The organism is Streptomyces sp. NPDC017225, assembly GCF_044331465.1.
Lineage (GTDB): Bacteria > Actinomycetota > Actinomycetes > Streptomycetales > Streptomycetaceae > Streptomyces.
The window spans coordinates 714,089-737,173 of sequence record NZ_JBIRNE010000003.1; the positions used below are offsets into that span (position 1 = coordinate 714,089).

General features: G+C 72.6%; 21 protein-coding genes and 2 tRNA genes. 3 read left to right on the forward strand and 20 right to left on the reverse strand.

Translation table 11 applies throughout. From position 1 onward, the window contains the following. Window positions 1-15 precede the first annotated feature (15 nt). From ACH4NX_RS10465 to ACH4NX_RS10490, 6 genes are all read right to left on the reverse strand, one after another. The gene (locus tag ACH4NX_RS10465; RefSeq protein ID WP_398128535.1) at window positions 16-2,628 is read right to left on the reverse strand and encodes a ComEC/Rec2 family competence protein; all 2,613 of its coding nucleotides are present in this window, start codon (window positions 2,626-2,628) and stop codon (window positions 16-18) included. A gap of 104 nt (window positions 2,629-2,732) precedes the next feature. Then, window positions 2,733-3,860: a helix-hairpin-helix domain-containing protein gene (locus ACH4NX_RS10470; RefSeq protein ID WP_398128536.1), complete on the reverse strand. Its 1,128-nt coding sequence runs from the start codon at window positions 3,858-3,860 to the stop codon at window positions 2,733-2,735. A gap of 110 nt (window positions 3,861-3,970) precedes the next feature. Next, window positions 3,971-4,816 (reverse strand): DegV family protein, encoded by an 846-nt coding sequence (locus ACH4NX_RS10475; RefSeq protein WP_398128537.1) that lies wholly within the window; start codon window positions 4,814-4,816, stop codon window positions 3,971-3,973. A 73-nt stretch (window positions 4,817-4,889) separates the two neighbouring features. Continuing rightward, window positions 4,890-5,696, reverse strand: a complete 807-nt coding sequence (locus ACH4NX_RS10480; protein ID WP_398128538.1) for a hypothetical protein — start codon at window positions 5,694-5,696, stop codon at window positions 4,890-4,892. Window positions 5,697-5,993: 297 nt separating this feature from the next. Next, window positions 5,994-8,894 (reverse strand): leucine--tRNA ligase, encoded by a 2,901-nt coding sequence (gene leuS / locus ACH4NX_RS10485; protein WP_398128539.1) that lies wholly within the window; start codon window positions 8,892-8,894, stop codon window positions 5,994-5,996. 191 nt (window positions 8,895-9,085) lie between these two features. Beyond that, window positions 9,086-9,277 (reverse strand): hypothetical protein, encoded by a 192-nt coding sequence (locus ACH4NX_RS10490; RefSeq protein ID WP_398128540.1) that lies wholly within the window; start codon window positions 9,275-9,277, stop codon window positions 9,086-9,088. A 275-nt stretch (window positions 9,278-9,552) separates the two neighbouring features. Between ACH4NX_RS10490 and ACH4NX_RS10495 the strand changes: the two genes are divergently transcribed. Next, window positions 9,553-10,818, forward strand: coding sequence for a cytochrome b/b6 domain-containing protein (locus tag ACH4NX_RS10495; protein ID WP_351387944.1), 1,266 nt, complete (start codon window positions 9,553-9,555; stop codon window positions 10,816-10,818). Then, window positions 10,819-12,432 carry an NADH-ubiquinone oxidoreductase-F iron-sulfur binding region domain-containing protein gene (locus ACH4NX_RS10500; RefSeq protein WP_351387941.1) on the forward strand — a complete coding sequence of 538 codons (1,614 nt, stop codon included), beginning with the start codon at window positions 10,819-10,821 and terminating at the stop codon, window positions 12,430-12,432. A 78-nt stretch (window positions 12,433-12,510) separates the two neighbouring features. On the opposite strand, the gene ACH4NX_RS10505 is transcribed toward ACH4NX_RS10500, so the two are convergent. The 10 genes from ACH4NX_RS10505 to ACH4NX_RS10550 form a co-directional block, all read right to left on the reverse strand. Further along, a tRNA-Ala gene (locus ACH4NX_RS10505) sits at window positions 12,511-12,583 on the reverse strand. Window positions 12,584-12,694: 111 nt separating this feature from the next. Further along, window positions 12,695-12,928, reverse strand: coding sequence for a hypothetical protein (locus ACH4NX_RS10510; RefSeq protein WP_003976229.1), 234 nt, complete (start codon window positions 12,926-12,928; stop codon window positions 12,695-12,697). Between the two features lie 3 nt (window positions 12,929-12,931). Continuing rightward, a complete protein-coding gene (locus ACH4NX_RS10515) occupies window positions 12,932-13,105 on the reverse strand; it encodes a hypothetical protein (protein WP_351387940.1) in 174 nt (57 codons plus the stop codon). Between the two features lie 201 nt (window positions 13,106-13,306). Then, a tRNA-Ala gene (locus ACH4NX_RS10520) sits at window positions 13,307-13,379 on the reverse strand. Between the two features lie 120 nt (window positions 13,380-13,499). Then, entirely contained in the window at window positions 13,500-14,171 is a 672-nt protein-coding gene (locus tag ACH4NX_RS10525) for a histidine phosphatase family protein (RefSeq protein WP_351387938.1), read from the reverse strand. Next, window positions 14,168-14,614 (reverse strand): ribosome silencing factor, encoded by a 447-nt coding sequence (gene rsfS, locus ACH4NX_RS10530; protein ID WP_351387935.1) that lies wholly within the window; start codon window positions 14,612-14,614, stop codon window positions 14,168-14,170. Before rsfS ends, ACH4NX_RS10525 begins: the two co-directional genes overlap by 4 nt. A gap of 83 nt (window positions 14,615-14,697) precedes the next feature. Beyond that, complete coding sequence (locus ACH4NX_RS10535) at window positions 14,698-16,578, reverse strand: LytR C-terminal domain-containing protein (RefSeq protein WP_398128541.1); 1,881 nt, start codon at window positions 16,576-16,578, stop codon at window positions 14,698-14,700. A gap of 16 nt (window positions 16,579-16,594) precedes the next feature. After that, on the reverse strand, window positions 16,595-17,323 hold the full coding sequence (gene nadD, locus ACH4NX_RS10540; protein WP_351387930.1) for a nicotinate-nucleotide adenylyltransferase: 729 nt from the start codon (window positions 17,321-17,323) through the stop codon (window positions 16,595-16,597). 58 nt (window positions 17,324-17,381) lie between these two features. Further along, on the reverse strand, window positions 17,382-17,549 hold the full coding sequence (locus ACH4NX_RS10545; RefSeq protein WP_351387928.1) for a hypothetical protein: 168 nt from the start codon (window positions 17,547-17,549) through the stop codon (window positions 17,382-17,384). Between the two features lie 123 nt (window positions 17,550-17,672). After that, window positions 17,673-17,834 carry a hypothetical protein gene (locus tag ACH4NX_RS10550; protein ID WP_351387925.1) on the reverse strand — a complete coding sequence of 54 codons (162 nt, stop codon included), beginning with the start codon at window positions 17,832-17,834 and terminating at the stop codon, window positions 17,673-17,675. A gap of 142 nt (window positions 17,835-17,976) precedes the next feature. On the opposite strand from ACH4NX_RS10550, the gene ACH4NX_RS10555 reads away from it, so the two are divergent. Further along, window positions 17,977-19,119 (forward strand): M48 family metallopeptidase, encoded by a 1,143-nt coding sequence (locus ACH4NX_RS10555; protein WP_351387923.1) that lies wholly within the window; start codon window positions 17,977-17,979, stop codon window positions 19,117-19,119. 73 nt (window positions 19,120-19,192) lie between these two features. Here the strand turns inward: ACH4NX_RS10555 and ACH4NX_RS10560 are convergent, their stop codons facing one another. The 4 genes from ACH4NX_RS10560 to ACH4NX_RS10575 form a co-directional block, all read right to left on the reverse strand. Then, on the reverse strand, window positions 19,193-20,266 hold the full coding sequence (locus tag ACH4NX_RS10560; protein WP_351387921.1) for a hypothetical protein: 1,074 nt from the start codon (window positions 20,264-20,266) through the stop codon (window positions 19,193-19,195). 86 nt (window positions 20,267-20,352) lie between these two features. Continuing rightward, window positions 20,353-20,922, reverse strand: a complete 570-nt coding sequence (locus ACH4NX_RS10565; RefSeq protein ID WP_351387919.1) for a hypothetical protein — start codon at window positions 20,920-20,922, stop codon at window positions 20,353-20,355. Between the two features lie 150 nt (window positions 20,923-21,072). Next, a complete protein-coding gene (locus ACH4NX_RS10570) occupies window positions 21,073-22,359 on the reverse strand; it encodes a glutamate-5-semialdehyde dehydrogenase (protein WP_351387917.1) in 1,287 nt (428 codons plus the stop codon). A gap of 79 nt (window positions 22,360-22,438) precedes the next feature. Next, the gene (locus ACH4NX_RS10575) at window positions 22,439-22,993 is read right to left on the reverse strand and encodes a hypothetical protein (protein ID WP_398128542.1); all 555 of its coding nucleotides are present in this window, start codon (window positions 22,991-22,993) and stop codon (window positions 22,439-22,441) included. Window positions 22,994-23,085: the final 92 nt, after the last annotated feature.

Genomic DNA, 23,085 nt, shown 5'->3' on the forward strand with positions numbered 1-23,085 from the left:
GAAGGAGTCACGCCCTCAGTCCCCCGCCACCCGCAACGCCCCGTCCGTGCCGGTGACCGCCAGGGCGCCGTCCCGGTCCGTCCGCAGCACCATCGCCCCTTCGGCGCGCAGCGCCTCGACGGTGCCGGGAGCGGGGTGGCCGTAGGTGTTGTCCTCTCCGCAGCTGATGAGCGCCAGCCGTGGGGACACCTTCCGCATGAGGCCGGGGTCCTGGTGGGCGGAACCGTGGTGGGCCACCTTCAGCACGTCGACCCCTTCCATTGCCGCTGCCGCCGGTGACCGTGCCAGCTCCTGCTGGGCCGGGGGCTCAAGGTCCCCGAGCAGCAGCAGGCGCAGTCCCGCCGTCCGCACCAGAAGCGTGACGCTGGCGTCGTTGGGTCCTTCCGTGCTTGTCGGTGGGCCCGGCACCGTGCTTGTCGGTGGGCCCGGTGCCGTGCTTGTCGGTGGGCCCGGTGCCGTGGACGTCGGTGGGCCCGGTGGTGGCCACACCACCTGCCAGGACAGTGGGCCGGACCGCCGTCGCTCCCCGGCGGCGGCGTGCCGCAAGGGGATCCGCCGTGCCGCCGCCTGTCTGCGGACGGACTCGGCCTGGCCCTCGGGTTCTTCGAGGGCGGTCGTCTCGATCGCCCCCACCGAACGCCCCCGCAGCACCCCGGACAGCCCCGCCACATGGTCGGCGTGGAAGTGGGTCAGCACCACGAGCGGGACGCGGGTGATGCCGAGCGAGCGCAGACAGTGGTCCACCAGCGCCGGGTCGGGCCCGGCGTCCACGACCACGCCGGCGCCCTCCCCCGCCGCGAGCACCATGGCGTCGCCCTGTCCCACGTCGCACATCACCATCCGCCAGTCCGGCGGAGGCCACCCGGTGACCACCCGGGCCAGCGGCGGCGGCCGCACCACCGCGAGCACCAGCAGCACCGCGCAGACTCCGCACCACCAGGGGTGTCTCAGCAACCGCCGGCCGACGAGCAGCACGCCCACCGTGACCAGGGCGAGCAGCGCGGCCCCGGTCCAGCTGCCCGGCCAGTCCACTCCCGCGCCGGGCAGCGCGGCGCCGGTGCGGGCGATTACCGCGATCCACTCGGCCGGCCAGCCTCCGCACCAGGCCAGCCCCTTGGCCACCGGCATCGCCACCGGTGCCGCCGCCAGCGCGGCGAAGCCCAGCACGGTGGCCGGCGCGACCGCGAACTCCGTGAGCAGATTGCACGGCACTCCCACCAGACTCACCCGCGCCGACAGCACGGCGACGACCGGCGCGCACAGGGCCTGCGCGGCACTCGCGGCGGCCAGCGCCTCCGCGAGCCGGGGCGGCACCCGGTGCCGGCGCAATGCCGTGCTCCACCGTGGAGCGAGCGTCAGCAGCGCCCCCGTGGCCAGCACGGAGAGCAGGAAGCCGTAACTGCGGGCCAGCCACGGGTCGTACAGCACCAGCAGCAGTACGGCCGTCGCCAGCGCCGGGAGCAGCGATCTGCGGCGTCCGGTGGCCAGGGCGAGCAGGGCGACGGACCCGCAGGCGGCGGCCCGCAGCACGCTCGGATCGGGCCGGCACACGACGACGAAGCCCAGGGCGAGCGCGCCGCCGAGCAGCGCGGTCGTCCGCAGCGAGAGACCGAGACCGGGCGCCAGCCCCCGGCGTTCGCTGCGCTGGGCCAGCCCGGGGGGCCCGAGCAGCAGGGCGAGCACGATCGTGAAGTTGGCACCGGAGACGGCCAGGGTGTGCGCGAGGTCGGTCTCCTTGAAGGCCTCCTCCAGCTCCGGTGTGACGCGCGAGGTGTCCCCGACGACCAACCCCGGCAGCAGTGCCCGCGCGTCCGCCGGCAGTCCGTCGGTGGCCTCCCGCAGCCCGGCACGGAGCCGCCCGGCCAGCCGCTGCGCGCCCGAAGGCTCGGCCACCACCTTCGGTGCCTCCCGACCGCCCTGGACCCGCAGCACGGCCGCGATCCGGTCCCCGCTCGTCCTCGGGGGCGCCGTCCGGGCGGTGACGCCAAGCCGTGTGGTCGGCAGCAGTCCCAGCCAGCGCGCGGCGCCGGACCCGGCGCCGGAGAGCCACGAGTCCCCCGGCGGGTTCTGGGAGGCGCGGCTCGGGTCCTCCTCGTTCACGTCGACGAGCAGCAGCACCGGCGTCCGGGTGGTCGCGGCCGTCCCGTCCCTCCCCGTCACCCGTCGGACGTCGGCCTCGATCACCACCGTGGGCGGAACGGCACGGTTGCCCCGGACGCGGGGCCGGGTGAGGCGGGGGTCGGCGGTGACCTCCACCTCCGCGGTGACGGTGGCGTACTGCCGCGCCAGCGCGGGCACGGGGCCACGATGAAGGTCCGCGCCGTGCAGCGCGGCCGAGGTCGCGGACGCGGCGACGCAGAGGAGCAGAGCGGCGACCGCGACGTGGGGCCGCCCGCGCGCCGTGCTCTGTCCGCGGGCCGTACGCCGTCCGCGCGCCGACCTCAGCAGCAGTACCCCGGCCAGGACTAGGCTGCCGGTGACGACGCCCGCGGCCCAGTCGGCCGGTGCGTCCAGCACCAGCGCCGCCGTCGCCCAGGCCGCGAGCGCGGGCGGGACCAGCCGCAGGTCCGTAGGCCCGTCCTGCCGGGGATGGGCCGCGCCGAGCCGGTGCCCGGAAGCGGCGTGCACGGCCGCGCGCGGGGGCGTCGTCCGGTCGGGGGGCTCCCCGGGCGGGCTCGGCCGTCTCGTCCGCGAGCTCGGGTTCGCGCTCGGGTTCGTGCTCGCGTCCGTGCTCATGGCCGCACGAGGTTTCGCAGGTCGGCGAAGCGGCGCTCTCCGATACCGGTCACCTCGCGCAACTCGTCCACCGAGCGGAAGCCGCCGTGCTGGGTGCGGTAGTCGATGATGTGGCCGGCCAGTACGGGACCGACGCCCGGCAGCGTGTCGAGCTGGTCCGCGGTCGCCGTGTTCAGAGAGACCGGTGCCGCGGGCGCGGCTCCGGCCGCTGGGGTGCCCGGCCCGGCGGGGGCGGTGCCGCCGGGCCCGGGCCCCGTGACCGGCGCGGGGGCACCGACGATCACCTGCTCGCCGTCCACCAGGAAGCGCGCCTGGTTCAGCCCGTCGGTCTTGGTGCCGGACCGCACGCCCCCGGCGGCACGCAGGGCGTCCGCCACACGGGAACCGGTCGGGAGGCGGTGGATCCCGGGCTTGCGGACCTTGCCGCCGACATCCACCACGATCTCGGCCCCGACTGTGGCCGCGGCCTTGGCCGGGCCCTTGGCCGTGCCCTGGGGCGCGCCGGTCGCGTGATCTCCCGCGGCCGCCTCGCCCTCCCGCTCCTCGCCGTACGCCGCCGCTTCCCGCACCATCTCGGGTGCCGCCACGGACTGGGTGCGGCCGGTCCAGAAGTGCTGCGCGGCGAAGACCGCCGCGACGACGAGAAGTACCGTGAGCGCGGCCACGCTGCGCCGCTCCAGCCCGCACCGTACCTGCAGCCACACCGGCATCCGCTCCCGCAGTGCCTCCCCCGCCCGCTCCCGCCAGGGCGTCGCGACGCCGTCCGGTGCCGCCCCCTCTGACCTGGCCCTCTCCGTCCGAGTCCCCTCGTCCCGAGCGTCTTCTTCCCGGGTCCCGCCTTCTCCCGCCGCTTCCTCCGCACTTCGTGGGGGCGGCCCCTTCCCCGACTCGCCCTGCTGACCGGCGTGTTCGGCGCGTTCGCCGCGTCCTTGTTCGGCGAAGAGCGCCTCCGCACGTCGGCGGAGCTCCTCCGCCGGTGCGCGACGGCGCCCGTGCCGCGCCCGGCCGAGGGAGTGGGAGTGGGAGTGAGATGAGTGGCGTGGACGGGCCCGGCCGTCGGAGGCCGGGGCACGCCCCGGGCCACTGGTCGCGGTCGCTGTACGTGAGCGTGATCGAAGAGCCATGCGCCGAGGATCGGACACCTCGGCACATCCGCGATGATCTTGCTCAATTCCCGGGGACTACCGCCGCGTTGTGGACAACTCCGCACCTCGTACGGGTGACACGACGGCCCTCACCGCGACGAGACCACGACCCCCAGCAGCCCGGGCCCCGTATGTGCCCCGATCACCGCGCCGACTTCGCTCACATGGAGATCGGCCAGTCCAGGCACCCGGCCCCGCAGGCGGTCCGCCAGGGCCGACGCCCGGTCGGGGGCGGCGAGGTGGTGGACGGCGATGTCGACGGGCGCGCTGCCCGCCCGGTCGGCCACGATCTCCTCCAGCCGGGCGATGGCCTTGGACGCCGTCCGGACCTTCTCCAGGGGCTCGATACGGCCGTCGCCCAACCGCAGCAGCGGCTTCACCGCGAGCGCGGATCCGAACAGGGCCTGGGCAGCCCCGATCCGGCCGCCGCGGCGCAGATAGTCGAGGGTGTCGACGTAGAAGTAGGCGGAGGTGCCCGCGGCCCGCTTCTCCGCGGCCGTGACGGCTTCGTCCACCGTGCCGCCGGCCTCCGCCGCACCCGCCGCGGCGAGCGCGCAGAAACCGAGGGCCATCGCGATCATGCCGGTGTCCACGACACGCACCGGGACGGCCGCCTCACGCGCGGCGACGACGGCCGCGTCGTGCGTACCGGAGAGTTCGGCGGAGAGGTGGAGGGAGACGATGCCGTCGGCGCCGGACTCGGCGATCCTGCGGTAGGTCTCGGCGAAGAGCTCGGGGCTGGGGCGGGAGGTGGTGACCGGTCGCCGTTTCTGCAGGGCCTGGGCCAGCGAGCGGGTCGAGATCTCGGTGCCCTCCTCCAGCGCCCGGTCGCCCAGGACGACGGTCAGGGGTACCGCGGTGATGCCGTGCCGCTCCATCGTCCGGGCCGGGAGGTAGGCCGTTGAATCCGTGACGATAGCGACATGGCGGGACATGAGCTGGAGGTTACCTGCCGTAGCGCCCGTACGGCAGCCCGGCCTCGACGGCCGGGCGTTCACAGGGCTGTGATCAGGTCGTGTTCTCCGGACGGGCCTTCTTCTGCCAGGGGTACACCGGGCTCGGGACGGGCGGGGTGATGGCGGGCCTCGCGGCTTCCTCCGCCGACTCCTGCCGCGAGGCCTGCGAGGCCTGCGAGGCCTGTGAGGCCTGTGAGGCCTGTGAGGCCTGTGAGGCCTGTGCGGTCTGTGAGGCCTGTGGGCTCTGCGGCCAACTCTGCCGGGCGGCCGGGGCGTCGGTGGCGGGGGCCTCGGGCCAGGGCGGCGGCGCGGCGGTGGGCTCCGTCTCCATCCAGTGACGCAGGGCGCCCGCCTCGACGTCGATCTGCGCGCTCAGCGAGTCCAGGTCGTCGTCGGCGAAGCGGCGGGCCCGGTCACGGGCCGCCCAGCGCAGGGCCTCCGCCGACCGGGTGATCCGCTCGGTGCGCTCGCGCAGCGCGGGAAGGAGCCCGCCGAGGGTGGCACGGTCCGGCTCCGACTCCAGCCGCCTGAGCTCGGCGTCCAGTTCGAACCCGTGCGCGCTGAGCCGGTCGAAGAGGGCGAGGGACTCCTTGAGGGACTCGTCCTCGGCCACGCCCGCGTGCAGCGCGTCCTGCGTGACCCGCATCGACGTGCGCAGCGTCAGCCGCAGCTGCGCCAGCTCGCCCGCCGGACCCAGCTGGACGAAGGACTTGGCCCGCAGCGTGTGGTCCTCGACCGTGCGGCGGGCCTGGGTGATGCCGCGGTCCACGCTGCGCTTGGCAGCGCCGACGGCCTTCACCGTGGCGTAGACGCCCAGGACGACGGCGAGCACGAAGAGCAGGGCCAATACCGCGATCACTTCCACGAAGCTCCTCCTCCGAGCGTCCGGCCCGCGCACCGGCGGGCCACGGCACTCTGCGCGCCGCTCTTCCACGGTAAACGCAGCGGGCAGGCCCAGGGTTCCGACAGAACCCCGAACCTGCCCGTACTCAACCCTGAACCGGCCCGTAGCGGACGCGGGCCGTCCCGTAGGGGACACCCCCGAACACGAGTCGGACGCTCCCGAACCCGTAGCGGGCGCCCCCCGAGCGCCCGGCCCGGTCCCGCCGTGCCGACGTCACGGCGAACGACGTCACGACGTCACGACGTCACGCCGTCACGACGGGACGATGTTCACCAGCTTCGGTGCCCGCACGATCACCTTGCGGATCCCGGCCCCGTCCAGCGCGGCCACGACCTTCTCGTCGGCCAGCGCCGCCTTCTCCAGGTCCTCCTCGGAGATCGACGGAGCGACCTCCAGCCGCGCCTTGACCTTGCCCTTGATCTGCACGACGCAGGTCACGGTCTCGTCGACGACGTACGCCGGGTCGGCGACCGGGAAGTCCTGGTGGACGACCGAGTCCGTGTGCCCCAGCTTGCGCCACAGCTCCTCGGCGGCGTGCGGGGCCAGCGGCGCGACCAGCAGCACCAGTCGCTCGGCGACCGACCGCGGGACCGGGCCGCCCACCTTCGTCAGGTGGTTGTTCAGCTCGGTGACCTTGGCGATGGCGGTGTTGAACCGCATGCCCTCCAGGTCCTGCCGTACGCCGTCGATGGCCTTGTGCAGGGCGCGCAGGGTGTCCGCGTCGATGTCGGTGTCCGCCGCGTCCGCCACCGTCACCTCGCCGGTGTTCTCGTCGACGACGTTGCGCCACAGCCGCTGCAGCAGCCGGAACTGGCCCACCACCGCGCGCGTGTCCCACGGCCGGGAGACGTCCAGCGGGCCCATCGCCATCTCGTACAGGCGCAGGGTGTCGGCGCCGTACTCGGCGCAGATCTCGTCGGGGGTGACCGCGTTCTTCAGGGACTTGCCCATCTTGCCCAGCAGCCGGGAGACCTTCTCGCCCTGGTAGTAGTAGGCGCCGTCGCGCTCCTCCACCTCGGCGGCCGGCACCGCGATGCCGCGGCTGTCCCGGTAGACGTAGGCCTGGATCATGCCCTGGTTGAACAGCTTGTGGAACGGCTCGGCCGAGGAGACGTGCCCCAGGTCGAACAGGACCTTGGACCAGAAGCGCGCGTACAGCAGGTGCAGCACGGCGTGCTCCGCGCCGCCGACGTACAGGTCGACGCCCCCGTGCGGCAGGCCCTCGCGCGGGCCCATCCAGTACTGCTCGATCTCCGGGTCGACCAGCTGCTCGCTGTTGTGCGGGTCCAGGTAGCGCAGCTCGTACCAGCAGGAGCCCGCCCAGTTGGGCATGGTGTTGGTCTCGCGGCGGAACCGGCGCGGGCCCCGGCCGTCGCCCAGGTCCAGGGTGACGTTCACCCAGTCCGCGTTGCGCGACAGCGGGGTCTCCGGCCGGGTGTCGGCGTCGTCCGGGTCGAAGGTGCGCGGGGAGTAGTCCTCGACCTCGGGCAGCTCCAGCGGCAGCATCGACTCGGGCAGGGGGTGCGCGATGCCGTCCTCGTCGTAGACGATCGGGAAGGGCTCGCCCCAGTAGCGCTGGCGGCTGAACAGCCAGTCGCGCAGGCGGAAGTTGACGGTGCCCTCGCCGGCGCCGGTCCGCTCCAGCCACTCGGTGACGCGCTCCTTGGCCTCGACGACGCCCAGGCCGTCCAGGCTGATCCCGTCGTTCGACGAGTTCATGATCTTCGCGTCGTAGGAGGCGAAGGCGTCCTCCCACGTGGCCGGGTCGGTGCCCCGGCCGTCGGTGGGCTCGACGATGCAGCGGATCGGCAGCTCGAAGGCGCGCGCGAACTCGAAGTCGCGCTGGTCGCCCGCCGGGACGGCCATGATCGCGCCGGTGCCGTAGCCCATCAGCACGTAGTCGGCGATGAAGACCGGGACCTGCTCGCCGTTGACCGGGTTGGTCGCGTGGGCGCCGATGAAGACGCCGGTCTTGTCCTTCGCCTCGGCCTGCCGCTCGACGTCGGACTTGGACGCGGCCTGCGCGCGGTACGCCGCGACGGCCTCGGCCGGGGTCGCGTGACCGCCGGTCCACGCGTCGTGCGTGCCCTCGGGCCAGGCGGCCGGGGTGAACTTCTCGACCAGCGGGTGCTCGGGTGCCAGCACCATGTAGGTGGCGCCGAACAGGGTGTCCGGGCGGGTGGTGAAGACGGTGATGTTCTCGCCGTCGATGGGGAAGTCGACGCGGGCGCCCTCGGAGCGGCCGATCCAGTTGCGCTGCTGCAGCTTGATGGCCTCGGGCCAGTCCAGCGCGTCCAGGTCGTCCAGCAGCCGGTCGGCGTAGGCGGTGATGCGCATGTTCCACTGGCGCAGCTTGGACTTGAAGACGGGGAAGTTGCCGCGCTCGGAGCGGCCGTCGGCGGTGACCTCCTCGTTGGCCAGCACGGTGCCCAGGCCGGGGCACCAGTTGACGGGCGCGTCGGAGGCGTAGGCCAGGCGGTACTCGCCCAGGACGTCGGCGCGCTCGGCCTCCGTCAGCGTGCTCCACACGCGCCCGGCGTGGCCCGGTACGGTCCGCTCACCGGACTCGAACTGCGCGACCAGCTCGGCGATCGGCCGGGCCTTCCTCGCCTCGTCGTCGTACCAGGAGTTGAAGATCTGCAGGAAGATCCACTGGGTCCACTTGTAGTACTCGGGGTCGATCGTGGCGAACGACCGGCGCCTGTCGTGGCCCAGACCCAGCCGGCGCAGCTGGCTCTGCATGTTCTTCATGTTGGCCTCGGTGGACACCCGCGGGTGCGTGCCGGTCTGCACGGCGTACTGCTCGGCGGGCAGGCCGAAGGCGTCGAAGCCCAGGGTGTGCAGGACGTTGTGGCCGGTCATCCGCTGGAAGCGGGCGAAGACGTCGGTGGCGATGTAGCCCAGGGGGTGGCCGACGTGCAGGCCCGCACCCGAGGGGTACGGGAACATGTCCATGATGAACTTCTTGGGCCTGGCGACCAGCTCCGGGTCGCCCGCCAGGTCACCCTTGGGGTTCGGCGCGGCGTACGTCCCCTCGGCGTCCCAGAAGTCCTGCCAGCGTGCCTCGATCTCGGCGGCCATGGCGGCCGTGTAGCGGTGCGGCGCGGCGTCCGCCGACACAGGGGCGGTCGCCGCGGGGTTCGTCTCGCTCATGATCCTCAAAGCTCCATCGATCGTCTCTGCCAGCGGCTGCGACATTCAAGACCAGCGGCTGCGAATGCCGGGAAATGAAAAATCCCCTCGCACAGGAGGGGACGCCGCGCTGATTCCGGCCACCGGATTTCGACCGGGCCGGGACTGATCAGCGCGGCTCGCTAAGCAGAAGGCGTACGGCACGCATGGCGTCAGGGTACCGCAGTCGTCGAGCGGGTCGCGAGGGGCTTCCGGCCACCCACGCCCCCCACCACCACGACCAGCACCACGACCACCACGACCGCCACCACGACCGCCATCACGCCCGCCCCCAGCAACCACCCCGACGCCCCCTGAAGATGCCCCGACACCCTCCCGGCGATCACCGAGAACACCGCGATCACAGCGCGCACCACGCCTTACGACCGGTCGACCTGAACGAAGGTCAAAGGTTACTTCGCGTAACGACCGCTATGGGACATGAGTACGAGCGCATTGTCGTTTGATAACAACGCAATAACTCAAACCTCGTACCCGCGGGTATGGCGCCACTTAGAGTGCGGCAGCGGGACCGCTTTACCGAACCGCTCGGAGTCGCCCCCATGAACCCTCCCCTGGTCCACCCCCGCGGCAACAGCTCACCCCCTCCCCGCCCGTCCGTGAAGTGGGAAGGTCTGCCGTGGTGACGAACGACAGCACGGCGGACGACACCTTCGCGCAGTTCCTCGACTTCGGCGCCGGCGTCCTCTCCCTCGTCTTCCTCAGCTGCTCGGTGATCTGGGGGCTCGTCGCCCAGGACCGGATCGTCCTGGACACCCGCCAACGGATCCTGGCCCAGGCGGTACACCGGACCACCGCGGTCGCCGCGGTCGTGTTCCTGCTGGTGCACATCGGGGTCAAGCTGGCACTGGAGCACACCACCTGGGTCGCCGCGGTGATCCCGTTCGGGCTCCTGACCACGGACGACGAGTCGTTCGGCGGCCGGGGCGTCCTTATCGGCTTCGGCACCCTGGCCAGCATGCTCATGATCTTCGTGGGCGTCACCGGCGCCCTGCGCAACCGCTTCGCGTCCCCGGCCCCCGTGGCCGCCCGCTGGCGGGCCATGCACATGCTGGCCTACCCGGCGTGGTGCCTGGCCCTGCTGCACGGGCTCTACGCGGGTCGCGCGGCGAAGCCGGTCTTCCTGATCCTGTACGGCCTGTCCGTGCTCGGCGTCATGGCGGCCCTGGCACTGCGCGCGGCACCCCGCCCGGTCAAGCGCGGGGTCGCCGACCGGATCGCCGGGTTCCTCGGGACCGGGGAGCGGATGGCCCGCGAGGAACTGGAGGAGAGCCGGACCCGGACGACGGCCGGTTCCACGCTGCCGGGCTACGAGGGCGCCGGGGCGTCGCGGCCACGCGCGGCGGGCCCGTCCACGCCGCTGTACGAGCCCGCGGAGCGCCTCACCGCCCCGGAGCCGGTGAACGGCTTCGCGGCGGCCTACCGAGCCGTGTCCGGTCCCCCGGGCGCGCGCCGGCAGCCGCCGACGGCCGACGCGACCGCGCCCACCCGGCTGCCGCCGGGCATGCGGCCGACCGAGGCGACGCCCCTCGTGGACGGCGGCGGCAGCACCCCGGGCGGCTGGCCCGTCCCGTCGCCGCCGCCGGTCGGCGAGGCGCCCCCGTCGGCCTACGACCCGCTCAACGACACCGGACACACCATCCCGGTCTACGGCACACCGGGCGCCCCGGGCCATGGCTCGAGTGACGTGTACGACACCGGTGAGACGAACACCGTCCACGCCACGTATGACCCGAACGACACGTACAACAGCGGTCCCGCCACAGAACCGACCCCCGGCACGTCCCCCGGTACGTCCCCCGGCCCGTCGTCCTACGACGCGTCCTACGACTTCGACGCACCGGGTTCGGGCGAACCCTGGAACACGCCTACCGGAGGCTACTGAGTGAACGAGGCCCTGCCCGACGTACCCGAAGTCCGCGTGGTCGGCCTTCCCCAGCTCACGTCGGGTTTCGACCTTGTCGAGCGCCTGGATCTGGCCATGCACCTCAAGGTGCACGGGCCGCTCGAACCGCTGGGCGGCGAACAGCTCGCCCAGCTCTCCGAACGCATCAACCTGAAGGGCCGCGGCGGCGCGGGCTTCCCCTTCCACAAGAAACTGCGCTCGGTCGCCGAGGCCGCTATCAAGCGTGGCGTACGGCCGGTCGTGGTCGTCAACGGCAGCGAGGACGAGCCCGCCTGCCGCAAGGACACGGTGCTCATCAACCGTGCCCCGCACCTGATCCTGGACGGCGCGCTGCTGTGCGCCGAGGCCATGGGCGCCCGCACCCTCGTCATCGGCGTCACCCGTGAGTCCACCCAGCGCTCCATGGAGGCCGCCCTCGCCGAGCGTGGCCTGAGCAACGGGCGCCGATCCGCCCTCCGCGCGCGCGTGCAGCGCAATCCGGTCCGCATGGTCACCGGCGCGGCGGCCTCGCTGGTCCGCTCCATCGACGGCGGCCCGGCGATCCCGCCCGGCCGCAAGATCAGCGCGTCGAGGAGCGGCGTCGGCGGCGCGCCGACCCTGCTGTCCAACGCGGAGACGTTCGCCCAGCTGGCGATCGCCGCCCGCATCGGCCCCGAGCGCTACGGCAACACCGGCCTGTACGACGAGCCGGGCACCGTCATGCTCACCGTCTCCGGCGCGGTGGCCCGCCCGATGGTGATCGAGGTGCCGACGGGTGTGCCGCTGCGCTACGTCCTCCAGCTGGCCGGCGCCCCGCCGGAGCCGCAGGGGGTGCTGACCGGCGGCTACCACGGCAAGTGGATCGACGCGGCGACCGTCGACGAGGCGATCGTCTCCCGCGACTCCCTGCGGCGGGTGGGCGGCTCCCTCGGCGCGGGCGCGATCCTGCCGATCGGTCAGGACACCTGCCCGCTGGGCGAGTCGCTGCGGGTGGCACAGTGGCTGGCCCAGGAGAGCGCGGGCCAGTGCGGCCCCTGCTACCTGGGCCTGCCGGCCGCCGCGCGCGGCCTGGAGGACATCCTGAACGGCGGCGGCCCGGCCGCCCTGGAGGCGGTCAAGCAGGTCGCGAGGAACGTGAAGCGGCGCGGCGCCTGCTCGCACCCGGACGGCTCGGCGATGTTCATCGAGTCGACCGTCAACGCGTTCACGGACGACCTCGCCGCCCACGTGCTCGGCAATGGCTGCGGACGACCGGTGGAGGGCGTGCTGCCGCTCCTCGAGGGTGGCGGGACCCCTACGGGCATCCCGGGCGGCGGCGGTGAGGAGAACGGCCCCAGCCGACAGAAGATCTACGTCGACTGGACGTTGTGCCGGGGCCACGGACTGTGCGCGGACATCCTCCCGGAGGTCTTCCAGCTCGGCGCCGACGGCTTCCCGACCGTGGCTCAGGCCGACGTGCCCCGCTTCGCGGAGGCCAAGGCGGTCCGCGCGGTGCGCCGCTGTCCGGCGCTCGCCCTGCGCATCGAGGAGGACACCCGCGGGCAGGCCCCGTCCTCGCGCACCAGTCTGCCGGTCCTGTCCCAGGGACGCGGCCGCCGGGCGCTCGGCCGCTGAGGCAGAGGCGAAGACCGGGGCCGAGGCGAAGCCGGAACGAACAAACCCCCCGGATCGAAGATCCGGGGGGTTTCTCTGTGGAGCTAAGGAGAATTGAACTCCTGACCTCCTGCATGCCATGCAGGCGCTCTACCAACTGAGCTATAGCCCCTTGCCGTCTGCCGCCCGGTTTCCCCGGCGGCGACGCCAACATTACACGGTCGACCGGGGACAACACCAAATCGTTTCCCGTTTGCCCGTTTTGCCCACTTGCGGGGGCTCGTTATGCCGTGACGAACGAATAGAACCGCTTGAGCGTGCAGTGCTCCTCGAGGAGCCGGCCGTAGATCGGCTCACCCTCGAGCTCGCGGTACGTCTCGATCGGGTCGCCTTTTATGATCAGTGCCCGCGCGCACTCCTCGCACCAGTACTGGTAGTCCGGATTGACCGGCTCCATGTCCCGCACGATCGGGGTACCGCTGCCGCACCAGTCGCACTTTCGCCTGTGTGCACCCATCGATCAGCTCCAGCTGTGGCCGCAGGCCGTGCACACGTACGAGATTCCGCCGTTGTCGCCGAGGACTTGGGCCACGTGGCCGGAACCGCAGGAAGGGCAGTTGAGACGGGTGGACGTGTTCCGCGCCACCGCTCCGCCGAGGAGGTGACCGACCTCCTCGAGGATGCTCGCAGGCATCGCCACTCCCTCCCGTCGGGCCGCGGTCCCCTTCCGGCCGTTTGATTCTGCCACGACCGGGCCAATACGGTCAGCGACGCCTCAGTACCAGTCCGGACACGGAGTCCCACAGGGGTATACGCCCGTGGGACGCCTGTTGCTCAAGCGGGGGAGACGAAAAATCCCGCCCCCCCGAGGGGGACGGGATTCGTCCGTGGGCTGTGGAGCTAAGGAGAATTGAACTCCTGACCTCCTGCATGCCATGCAGGCGCTCTACCAACTGAGCTATAGCCCCTGGTCCCACGCGGCTGAGCCGCATGGTCTTTCGCTCCGCTCGGCGGGGCGAACAAGAAGAACTTTAGCCTGCGACCTGCCGGAAAGTGAAATCCGGGTACCGGGCCCGGCCGGCCGCCCCTCAGTCGTCGTCGCCGAGCACCGGTTCCGGCAGCGTGCCGGCGTTGTGCTCCAGCAGACGCCAGCCGCGGACGCCTTCGCCCAGGACGGACCAGCAGCAGTTGGTCAGGCCGCCGAGGCTCTCCCAGCTGTGCGGTTCCAGACCGAGCAGGCGGCCGATGGTGGTGCGGATCGTGCCGCCGTGGCTGACCACGACGAGGGTGCCGTCCTCGGAGAGCTTCTCGGCGTGCCGGAGCACCACGGGGGCGGCGCGGTCGGCCACCTCGGTCTCCAGCTCGCCGCCGCCGCGGCGGACCGGCTCGCCGCGCTTCCACGCCGCGTACTCCTCGCCGTGCCGCGCGATGATCTCGTCGTGGGTCAGCCCCTGCCAGACGCCCGCGTAGGTCTCCCGCAGGCCTTCCTCGAGCGTCACGTCCAGGCCGGTCAGGGCGGCGAGCTCGGCGGCCGTGTCCGAGGCCCGCCGGAGGTCGGAGGCGACGATCGCGTCGGGCCTCAGACCGACCAGCAGCCGGGCGGCACGGCGGGCCTGGGCCACGCCGGTCTCGGTGAGCCCGACGTCCGTGGTGCCCTGGAAGCGGCGCTCCACGTTCCACGAGGTCTGGCCGTGCCGCCAGAGGATGACGCGCCGGCCGCGGCCCGGCTGTCCGGCCGTCACCTCGCCGGTGGCGCTCATCGCCAGTCCCCGTCGGTCTCCGTCGCCTCCTCGGCGGCCCGGAGCCTGGCGTGCTCCTCCGCCTTGCCGCGGGTCTCCTTGGCGTCGGCGGGCAGCTCCAGCTCGGGGCAGTCCTTCCACAGCCGCTCGAGGGCGTAGAAGACGCGCTCCTCGCTGTGCTGGACGTGGACGACGATGTCGACGTAGTCGAGCAGGACCCAGCGGGCCTCGCGGTCGCCCTCGCGGCGTACGGGCTTGACGCCGAGTTCCTTGCTGAGCCGTTCCTCGATCTCGTCGACGATCGACTTGACCTGGCGGTCGTTGGGCGCGGAGGCCAGCAGGAAGGCGTCAGTGATCGACAGCACGTCGCTGACGTCGTAGGCGATGATGTCGTGCGCGATCTTGTCGGCAGCCGCCTGCGCGGCGGTGTTGATGAGTTCGATGGAGCGGTCGGTCGCGGTCACTGCCTGGCTTTCGGGTCGGCGGTCGGTTGACCTCAAGGGTCTCACGACCGCCGACGACGGCCCACGCGACAATCGTCCGGCCGCTAGGAAGCCGGTTCGTAGTCCTGGCCGAGCACCACCGAGACCCTCGCGTTCGCGGAGACCTCGCCCTGGGTGACGGAGTCGGTGGGCAGCCCCAGGGTCTTGGCCACCTGCACGGCGTTCTCCTTGTCGGCGGCCTCGGCGTAGACGACCTCCGACGTGGCCGCGGTGCCGGAGGCGGTGCCGCCCTCCAGGAAGGTGAAGCCGCCGTTGAGGAGCACCACGCGGGCCTTTCCGGCGCGGTCCTCGACGCCGGTGGCGTCGCGTACGGAGACGCTGACGGCCGCGTCCTTGTCGGGGCTCTCGGCGGTGCCGCCGAGGACGTCCTCGACGACGCTGTCACTGGCCTCGGCGCTGAGCCGGCCGTCGGCCTGGACGGGCAGCAGCGCGGTCCTGAAGTCACCGCCCTTGGCGCGGTCGGAGAGCCCGGCGAGGAAGGCACCGAGGTCCTTCTCGGTCAGCGGCGGGTCGAGGATCAGCCCGAGGGTCTGGACGGTGGTCGTCGCGGCCGCGGGATCCGAGGACAGCTTGCGCAGCACCCCCTGCATGACCTGCCCGAACCGCTGCAACTGCGCGTCCGCCTTCTCACCGGAGCCGCGGTGGGTGGCGTAGGCGACGGCCGTCTTGCCGCTGAGGGTCTGGCCCTCGCCCTTGCGTACCAGGGGTGCGGCGCCCTTTTCCTCGGCCTCCGGGTCGGGGACGTCGGTGTCGGTGTCGACCTCGATGTTGCCGACCAGGTCGACGAGGATCTGGAGGTACGGCGTGTCCAGGCGCCAGGTGCCCTCGATGTCGGTGCCGAGGGCCGAGTCGAGCGCGGTGCGCGTCGCGTCGGGGCCCTCGTCGTCGACGGACTTGGCGAGCGTGGTGGCGGTGCCGTCGTCGCCGGTCAGGGAGAGGGAGTTGGGGACCAGTACGGCCGTGCCCTGCTTGGTGGTGGTGTTGTCGACGAGGAGTGCGGTGGAGGTGCCGCCGCCGTCGGTGTCGTGCAGGTGGACGGCGATCACGTCGCGCTTCTGGGCGCCGGCCGCCGTCGAACCGCCCGTCCTGTCGTCCGAGGAGGACAGTCCGGGCAGCTTTCCGGCGTACCAGAGGTAGCCGACGCCGCCGACCGCGACCAGCGCGAGGACGACGACCAGGGCGACGACACGCGCGCGTGCGCGCCGCCGGGCCTCCTCGCGGCGCTCGGTGCGGTTCTCCGTGAACTTCATCCAGTCGATGACGTCCTCGGAGTCGTCGGCCGGCTCCTCGACGAAGGCGAACTGCTCGGTGTGGTACTCCCGGCCGGACTCGGCGGCCTCCTCGGGACCCTGCGCTTCCGGTTCCTCCCGCTGCGGGTCCGGCGGTCCCGCCTGCTGCGGGATGTGGGCGGTCTGCTCGGCGAGCCGGGGCTGCCGGCCGCTGGTGGCCGCCTGCCCGTACGGGTCGTAGGACGGCTGCGTGTGCGTGCCGGGGGCGTAGCCCTCGTAGGAGTCGTAACCGGGTACGGGCGGCTGCTGCCCGGTGTCGTAACCGGGTACGGGCGGCTGCTGCCCGGTGTCGTAACCGGGTACGGGCGACTGCTGCCCGGTGTCGTAACCGGTCTGGGAGCCGTAGGTGTCGTAGGGGGCGTAGCCGGTGGCGGGCGGCTGCTGCCCGCCCGCGGCGTACGGGTCGTGGCCGTAGCCCTGCTGCCCGTACGGCTGACCCTGGTCCGGCTGGTTCTGTGGGCTCTGCTGTCCGTGGTGTCCCTGCTGCCGCGCGTACGCGTCGTACGGCTGCTGCCCGCCGGGACGGGCCGGGGCCTGGCCCTGGGCCTGGCGGTACACCGGCCGGCCGTACTCGTCGTAACCCACGAGTTCGTACTGGTCGCCGCCGTCGTACCCCGCGTCGTATCCGTCGTTCACCGGTGCCCCTCTCGGCTCACTCGCCGCGGTACAGCTCGCGCTTGTCGATGTAGCGCACGACGCCGTCCGGCACCAGGTACCAGACGGGATCGCCCTTGGCGACTCTCGCACGGCAGTCCGTGGAGGAGATGGCGAGGGCGGGGACCTCGACGAGCGACACGCCGCCCTTGGGGAGCCCGGCGTCCGTCAGGTGGTGGCCCGGCCGGGTGACGCCGATGAAGTGCGCGAGGGAGAACAGCTCCTCGCTGTCGCGCCAGGTGAGGATCTGGGCGAGGGCGTCGGCGCCGGTGATGAAGAACAGGTCCGCTTCCGGGTTGAGCGCGCTCAGGTCGCGCAGGGTGTCCACGGTGTAGGTGGGACCGCCGCGGTCGATGTCGATGCGGCTCACCGAGAACTGCGGGTTCTCGACGGTCGCGACGACCGTCATCAGATAGCGGTCCTCGGCCGCGGAGACCGTGCGGTGGCTCTTCTGCCACGGCTGGCCGGTGGGCACGAACACCACCTCGTCGAGGTGGAACTGCGCGGCGACCTCGCTGGCCGCCACGAGGTGCCCGTGGTGGATCGGGTCGAAGGTGCCGCCCATGACGCCGAGCCGGCGCCTGCCCGACGGCGACGGGCCGCTGCCTCGGCCGGTGGCGCGGGCCGGGACCGCGCGGCTGCGCGTGTCACGCGCCGGTGTGCGCTCCGCGTCCGCGTCGTACGTCGCCTCGTGCGCCGGACCGGTAGGCATGTCCTGCTCTCCCATGCGTGCAGACCCTACCGGCCCGGCCGGAGAGCTCCTGCCGCCCCCACAGCCCTCGCGCTCAGCGGTCGCGGTTGAACCGGGTGGTGATCCACAGCAGGAGCATCAGGGCGAGGAACGCGCCGATGCCGGTGACCAAGGGATTCAGGCTCTGGTGGTTGCCGCTGTGCTCCGCGCCGCCCTCGGAGGCGAGGGTGACAAACTGGGCAGCGGTGCTGTGGAAGCTCATCTTCGGCAGGACCTATCCGGTGTGGGCGGGATAAAGACGTCCGCTCATCGTAAGCGGGCGCCTCGCGGACGATCACGCCGACTCCGCCGTTGGGGACCGGACAGGGGGAACCTTCGGATCGCCTCAGTCGTCCTTCTGCTTGTACCCCCGCAGCAGGAACCACGCGGTCAGCACACAGCCCACCACCATCACGATCAGCACGACGCGGAGCAGATTCCCCGGCCCTTGCTGCTCGGCCGCGCCCACCGCCGCGGCGAGCCAGTCGGTGTGGGGGATGTGCGCCATGACGTGGACTCCTTCGTTGCACTGCCCGTCCACGGTATCTCCGCCTAGGCTGGGCCCGGCTTCGGGGGAGCAAAAGGTCATACAAGGGTTCGCAAAGGGCCGGACACACGCACAGGCCTCACACACGCACATGGGGGAAGACATGTCCGACGGCCACCAGCACAACGGGCACGAGAACGTGCCGAGCAGGCAGCGCAGGCGCTTCCCCGGAATCTCCTCGCGTGCGTACGAGCATCCGGCCGACCGCAGCGCCCTGGTGGCGCTGCGCAAGCTGAGCGGCTTCGACACGGTCTTCAAGGCGCTGAGCGGCCTGCTGCCCGAGCGGAGTCTGAGGCTGCTGTTCCTGTCCGACTCGGTGCGGGTCTCGGACCGGCAGTTCGCCCATCTGAACGTCATGCTGCGCGACGCCTGTTACATCCTGGACCTGGAGAAGGTCCCCCCGATGTACGTCAACCAGGACCCGACTCCGAACGCGATGTGCATCGGCCTGGACGAGCCGATCATCGTGGTCACCACGGGCCTCGTCGAGCTGCTGGACGAGGAGGAGATGCGGGCGGTCGTCGGGCACGAGGTCGGGCACGCGCTGTCCGGGCACGCGGTCTACCGGACCGTGCTGCTCTTCCTGACGTCCCTCGCGGTCCGGGTCGCCTGGATCCCGTTGGGCAACCTGGCGATCATGGCGATCGTGACCGCGCTGCGCGAGTGGTTCCGCAAGTCGGAGCTGTCGGCGGACCGCGCGGGTCTGCTGGTCGGTCAGGACCTGCAGGCCTCCATGCGGGGTCTGATGAAGATCGCGGGCGGCAACCACCTGCACGAGATGAACGTGGACGCGTTCCTGGAGCAGGCCGACGAGTACGAGGCCGGGGGCGACCTGCGCGACTCCGTGCTGAAGATCCTGAACGTGCTGCCCCGCTCCCACCCCTTCACCACGGTGCGGGCCGCCGAGCTGAAGAAGTGGGCGGCCTCCCGGGACTACCAGCGGATCATGGACGGCCACTACCCGCGGCGCGACGAGGACAAGGACACCTCGGTCCGGGACTCCTTCCGCGAGTCGGCGTCCAGCTACGCCACGAACGTGCGCGGTTCCAAGGACCCGCTGATGAAGCTGGTGAACGACATCGCGGGGGGCGCCGGTGACCTCGGCGACCGGATGCGCCGCGGCTTCGGCGGCTTCACGGGCTCCCAGCAGGGGTCGCCCAAGGACGCGGACACGTCGTCCGACGGCCCGGAGGGGACCGGCGGCCCGGAGACCCCGGACGACCGTCCGCCGCGCGACGGCGCCTGACCCCGCGACGCGACGGGCAGGGACCGGCCGCCCCGGCCCTCACGCCCTCTGCCGGGCGCCCGTTCCCGGGGGGTCACGCCCTCGGCTGGGCGCCCGCCGCGAGGGTGCCGCACAGGGCCGTGGGGTTGTCCGTGGTGTACGGGTCGGTGCCCGCGGGGGCACCGTCTCCGGCCGTCTGGCCCGCGAGCAGCGGGCGCAGGTGGTCCGCCGGGTTCTCGGCGCAGGAGTGCGGACCGGCCTGGACGGAGGACGCGACGAGCTGCGTCTGGTGCAGCCGCAGGTCGTCCCGGTCGAAACGGAAGTGCAGCTCGCGCCGGACGGTGAACAGCGACGTCTCGGCCCGGGCGTCGCCCTCGGGCCGCAGCGGGTACACCATGGTGTGATCGGCGCTGACCTCCAGCGCGGACGCGTCGCTCTCCGTCACCTTCAGGCTGCCGTTCACCCGGATCGGGGCGTCGGCCAGCTCGGCACGGGCCGGGTCGAAGCGCACCAGCCATCCGGTGGGCGCGTGCCGGCCGTCCGCGGCGGGCTTCTCGAAGCTCTCGTCGAACTGGTCGAGCTGCTCCGGATCCAGCAGCACCCGCACCGAACGGACCTCCCCGCCGCCGACCACGTCCGGGTCGAGCGCCGAGCGGACGATGTAGTTCTTGGCGGTGGTGAGCGCGCTCAGCACCTGGTCGCCCGAGAAGTGCGCGGTGCGCCCGGCGCCGTCCGGCAGTCGGACGCCCTTCGCCGAGGACGGGAAGTCCGCGGCGGGGCTGCGCTCGTACAGGTGCGCGGCGTCGGCGGCGCCGGGCACCCGGCCCTGCGGTGCGAGCGGGACGACGGTCATCCGCGCCGGCTCGGCGACCCGCTGCGCGGCGGGGCTCTGGTACGGGTGCCGTACGCCCATGTAGATGGCGGTGCCGAAGGCAACGGCGATCAGCACGACGAGGACCAGCGCCTGCCGGGACAGGCCGGCCCGGCGCAGCGCCGTACGGCGGCGGACGGCCGGGGCGTGGTCGGACAGGCGCTGTTGGGCGGAGAACTCCTGGAGCCGGGCAGCCCGGACGAACGACTCGTCGAAGACGACGGATCGGTACTCGTCCTCTCCGCCTCCGGGGGCGCCCTCGGGTGTCCCTCCGGGCGGGTCGCCAAGCCCTGCCATACCTTCAGGGTAGGTCTCCGGAAGGTAGCGTAAACGCGTCGGCGCAGGTGAAGTCGGGGCAGGTTCCGGCCCACGGGACGGCCTGGTCAGGGGGTGCGCGGGATGACCGACACAGCCGGCTGGGAGTAGTCGGCGGAGGCGGAGGGGGTCACGGCCCGGCCCTGCTCGGGACCGGTCGAGACGGGGGGCGGCACCTGCTGCGTACCGCCGCCCGAGGAGGCGCCCCGGTAGACGGCCACGAAGGCCAGCGCGACCATGCCGACGCCCATCACGACGGCGAGCATCCAGGCGACGGGCCGGTGCCAGCGGACCTGCTTGCCGTACGCCGCGGGAGCGCCGTACGGGCGGTCGAGGAGGTCGCGGTCGTCGTCCGGGTCGTCGAGGTCGGGGTCATGGCCGAAATCGCCGTACCCGTCGTCGTAGCGCTCGCCCCTGGTACGGCCGCGGCGGGCCGCTTCCGCCTCGGTGGCCTCGGCTCTGGCCTGCGCGGCGGCCAGGAGGCGCTCGACGGCGGTCGGCTCGTGCACCGCTGCCGCCCGCACGAAGGCCTCGTCGAATACCACGGAGGCGAACTCTTCGTCCGACACCCCGCGGTCGTGTTCGTCGTCGGGCTCCCAGCCGTCAGGGAACGGCCTACCCCCCACGTCCTCCGGCACGGGTCCAGAGTAGACCCGGGTGGTCGATTTGGGCAGACGGCGGGGAAGTTCAACCGGTGGGTGAGATGCCCCGATCAGGTCACGGGCGCACCCGTGGGCGCGTGCCCCTCACTCGCGCCCACGCGCGTGCGCTTCGGCGCGGACCGCCGCTCAGCGCCGGACGTGCCCGTCACCAGTGACGATGTACTTGGTGCTGGTCAGCTCCGGCAGCCCCATCGGGCCCCGGGCGTGCAGCTTCTGCGTGGAGATGCCGATCTCGGCGCCGAAGCCGAACTGGCCGCCGTCGGTGAAGCGGGTGGAGGTGTTCACCGCGACCGTGGTGGAGTCGACCAGCTGGGTGAAGCGGCGGGCGGCCTGCTGCGAGGTGGTCACGATGGCCTCGGTGTGGCCGGAGGTCCACAGCCGGATGTGCTCGACGGCCTTGTCGAGGGAGTCGACGACCGCCGCGGCGATGTCGTAGGAGAGGTACTCGGTCTCCCAGTCCTCCGGCGTGGCCTCGACGGCCGTCACCTTGGAGTCCTCGGCGTACGCCAGCACACGCTCGTCGGCGTGCACGGTGACCCCGGCCTCGGCGAGGGCGTCCAGCGCGCGGGGCAGGAAGTCGGCGGCGATGTCCTGGTGGACCAGGAGGGTCTCGGCGGCGTTGCAGACGCTCACGCGCTGCGCCTTCGAGTTGATCAGGATGTCGACGGCCATGTCGAGGTCGGCCTGCGCGTCGACGTAGACGTGGCAGTTGCCGGTGCCGGTCTCGATGACGGGGACGGTGGACTCCTGGACGACCGTGTTGATCAGCGAGGCGCCGCCGCGCGGGATGAGCACGTCGACGAGCCCCCGGGCGCGCATCAGCTCGCGCACGCTCTCCCGGCTCTCGCCGGGCACCAGCTGCACGGCGTCGGCGGGCAGCCCGGCCCCGCCCACGGCGTCGCGGACCACCCTCACGAGGGCGGTGTTCGACTGGTAGGCCGAGGAGGAGCCGCGCAGCAGCACCGCGTTGCCGGACTTCAGGCACAGGGCGGCGGCGTCGACCGTCACGTTGGGCCGGCCCTCGTAGATGATGCCGACCACGCCGAGCGGCACCCGGACCTGGCGCAGGTCGATGCCGTTGGGGAGGGTGTTGCCGCGTACGACCTCGCCGACGGGGTCGGGCAGGGCGACGACGTCGCGCACGTCGGAGGCGATGGCGCGGACCCGCTCCGGGGTGAGGGTCAGCCGGTCGACGATGGCCTCGGACGTCCCGGCGGCGCGGGCCTTGGCCACGTCCTGGGCGTTGGCCTCGACGATCTCGCTCGTACGGACCTCCAGCGCGTCCGCGACGGCGAGCAGCGCGTCGTCCTTCGCGGCCCGCGGCAGCGGCGCGAGGTCGGCCGCGGCGGACTTGGCCCGGTAGGCGGCCCGGGTGACCGGGGACATCGAGTCGTACGGCGAGAGCGTGGTCATGGGGGAAGCGTAGTAGGCGGCGCGGAGCCTCCACCGGTCGTCCCGAACCCCGAGACACGGCCCGGGGCGGACTCCGGCACTAGAAGGGGTGAACTCCGACCGGTGTCGCCGGTGCCGGTCCGTACCCCGCCGCGATGCGCTGGTGATAGGTCGCCCGGTCGATGACCTCCAGGCCGACGATCTCCCAGGGCGGCAGTCCCGCGGTCTGCCGGTGCTCGCCCCACAGGCGCAGGGCGACGGCGGCGGCGTCGTGCAGGTCGCGGGCCTCCTCCCAGTACCGGATCTCCGCGTGGTCCTCGGCGTACCGGCTGGTCAGCAGGAAGGGATGGTCGTGCGCGAGCTGCTCCAGGGCGCGCCGGACCTCGGTGAGCGGGGCCCGGGCGCCGGAGACGCTGAGGGTGACGTGCCACAGGCGCGGGATGTGCTCGGACTCCTCGCCCCGGAACCGGTCGCCGGCCGCGACGCTGGTCAGGGCGCGCTCCTCGCCGGCCGCGCGGGATGCTCCGCTGCGGGCCGTACCGCCGGGACGGGCACCGGTACCGCCCCGGGCGCCCGTGCCACCGCGGGTGCCGGTGACACCACGGGCGCCCGTACCACCGCGGGACGCCGCCGCTCCAGGGCGCACTCCGCTCACGACGGCCTCCTTCACGCACACGGCTCGGCCCGGTGGTCGGCCGGGCTGGTCCCTGAGGAGAGTTGAGCAGGCCACGCAAGATCGCGGGGCGG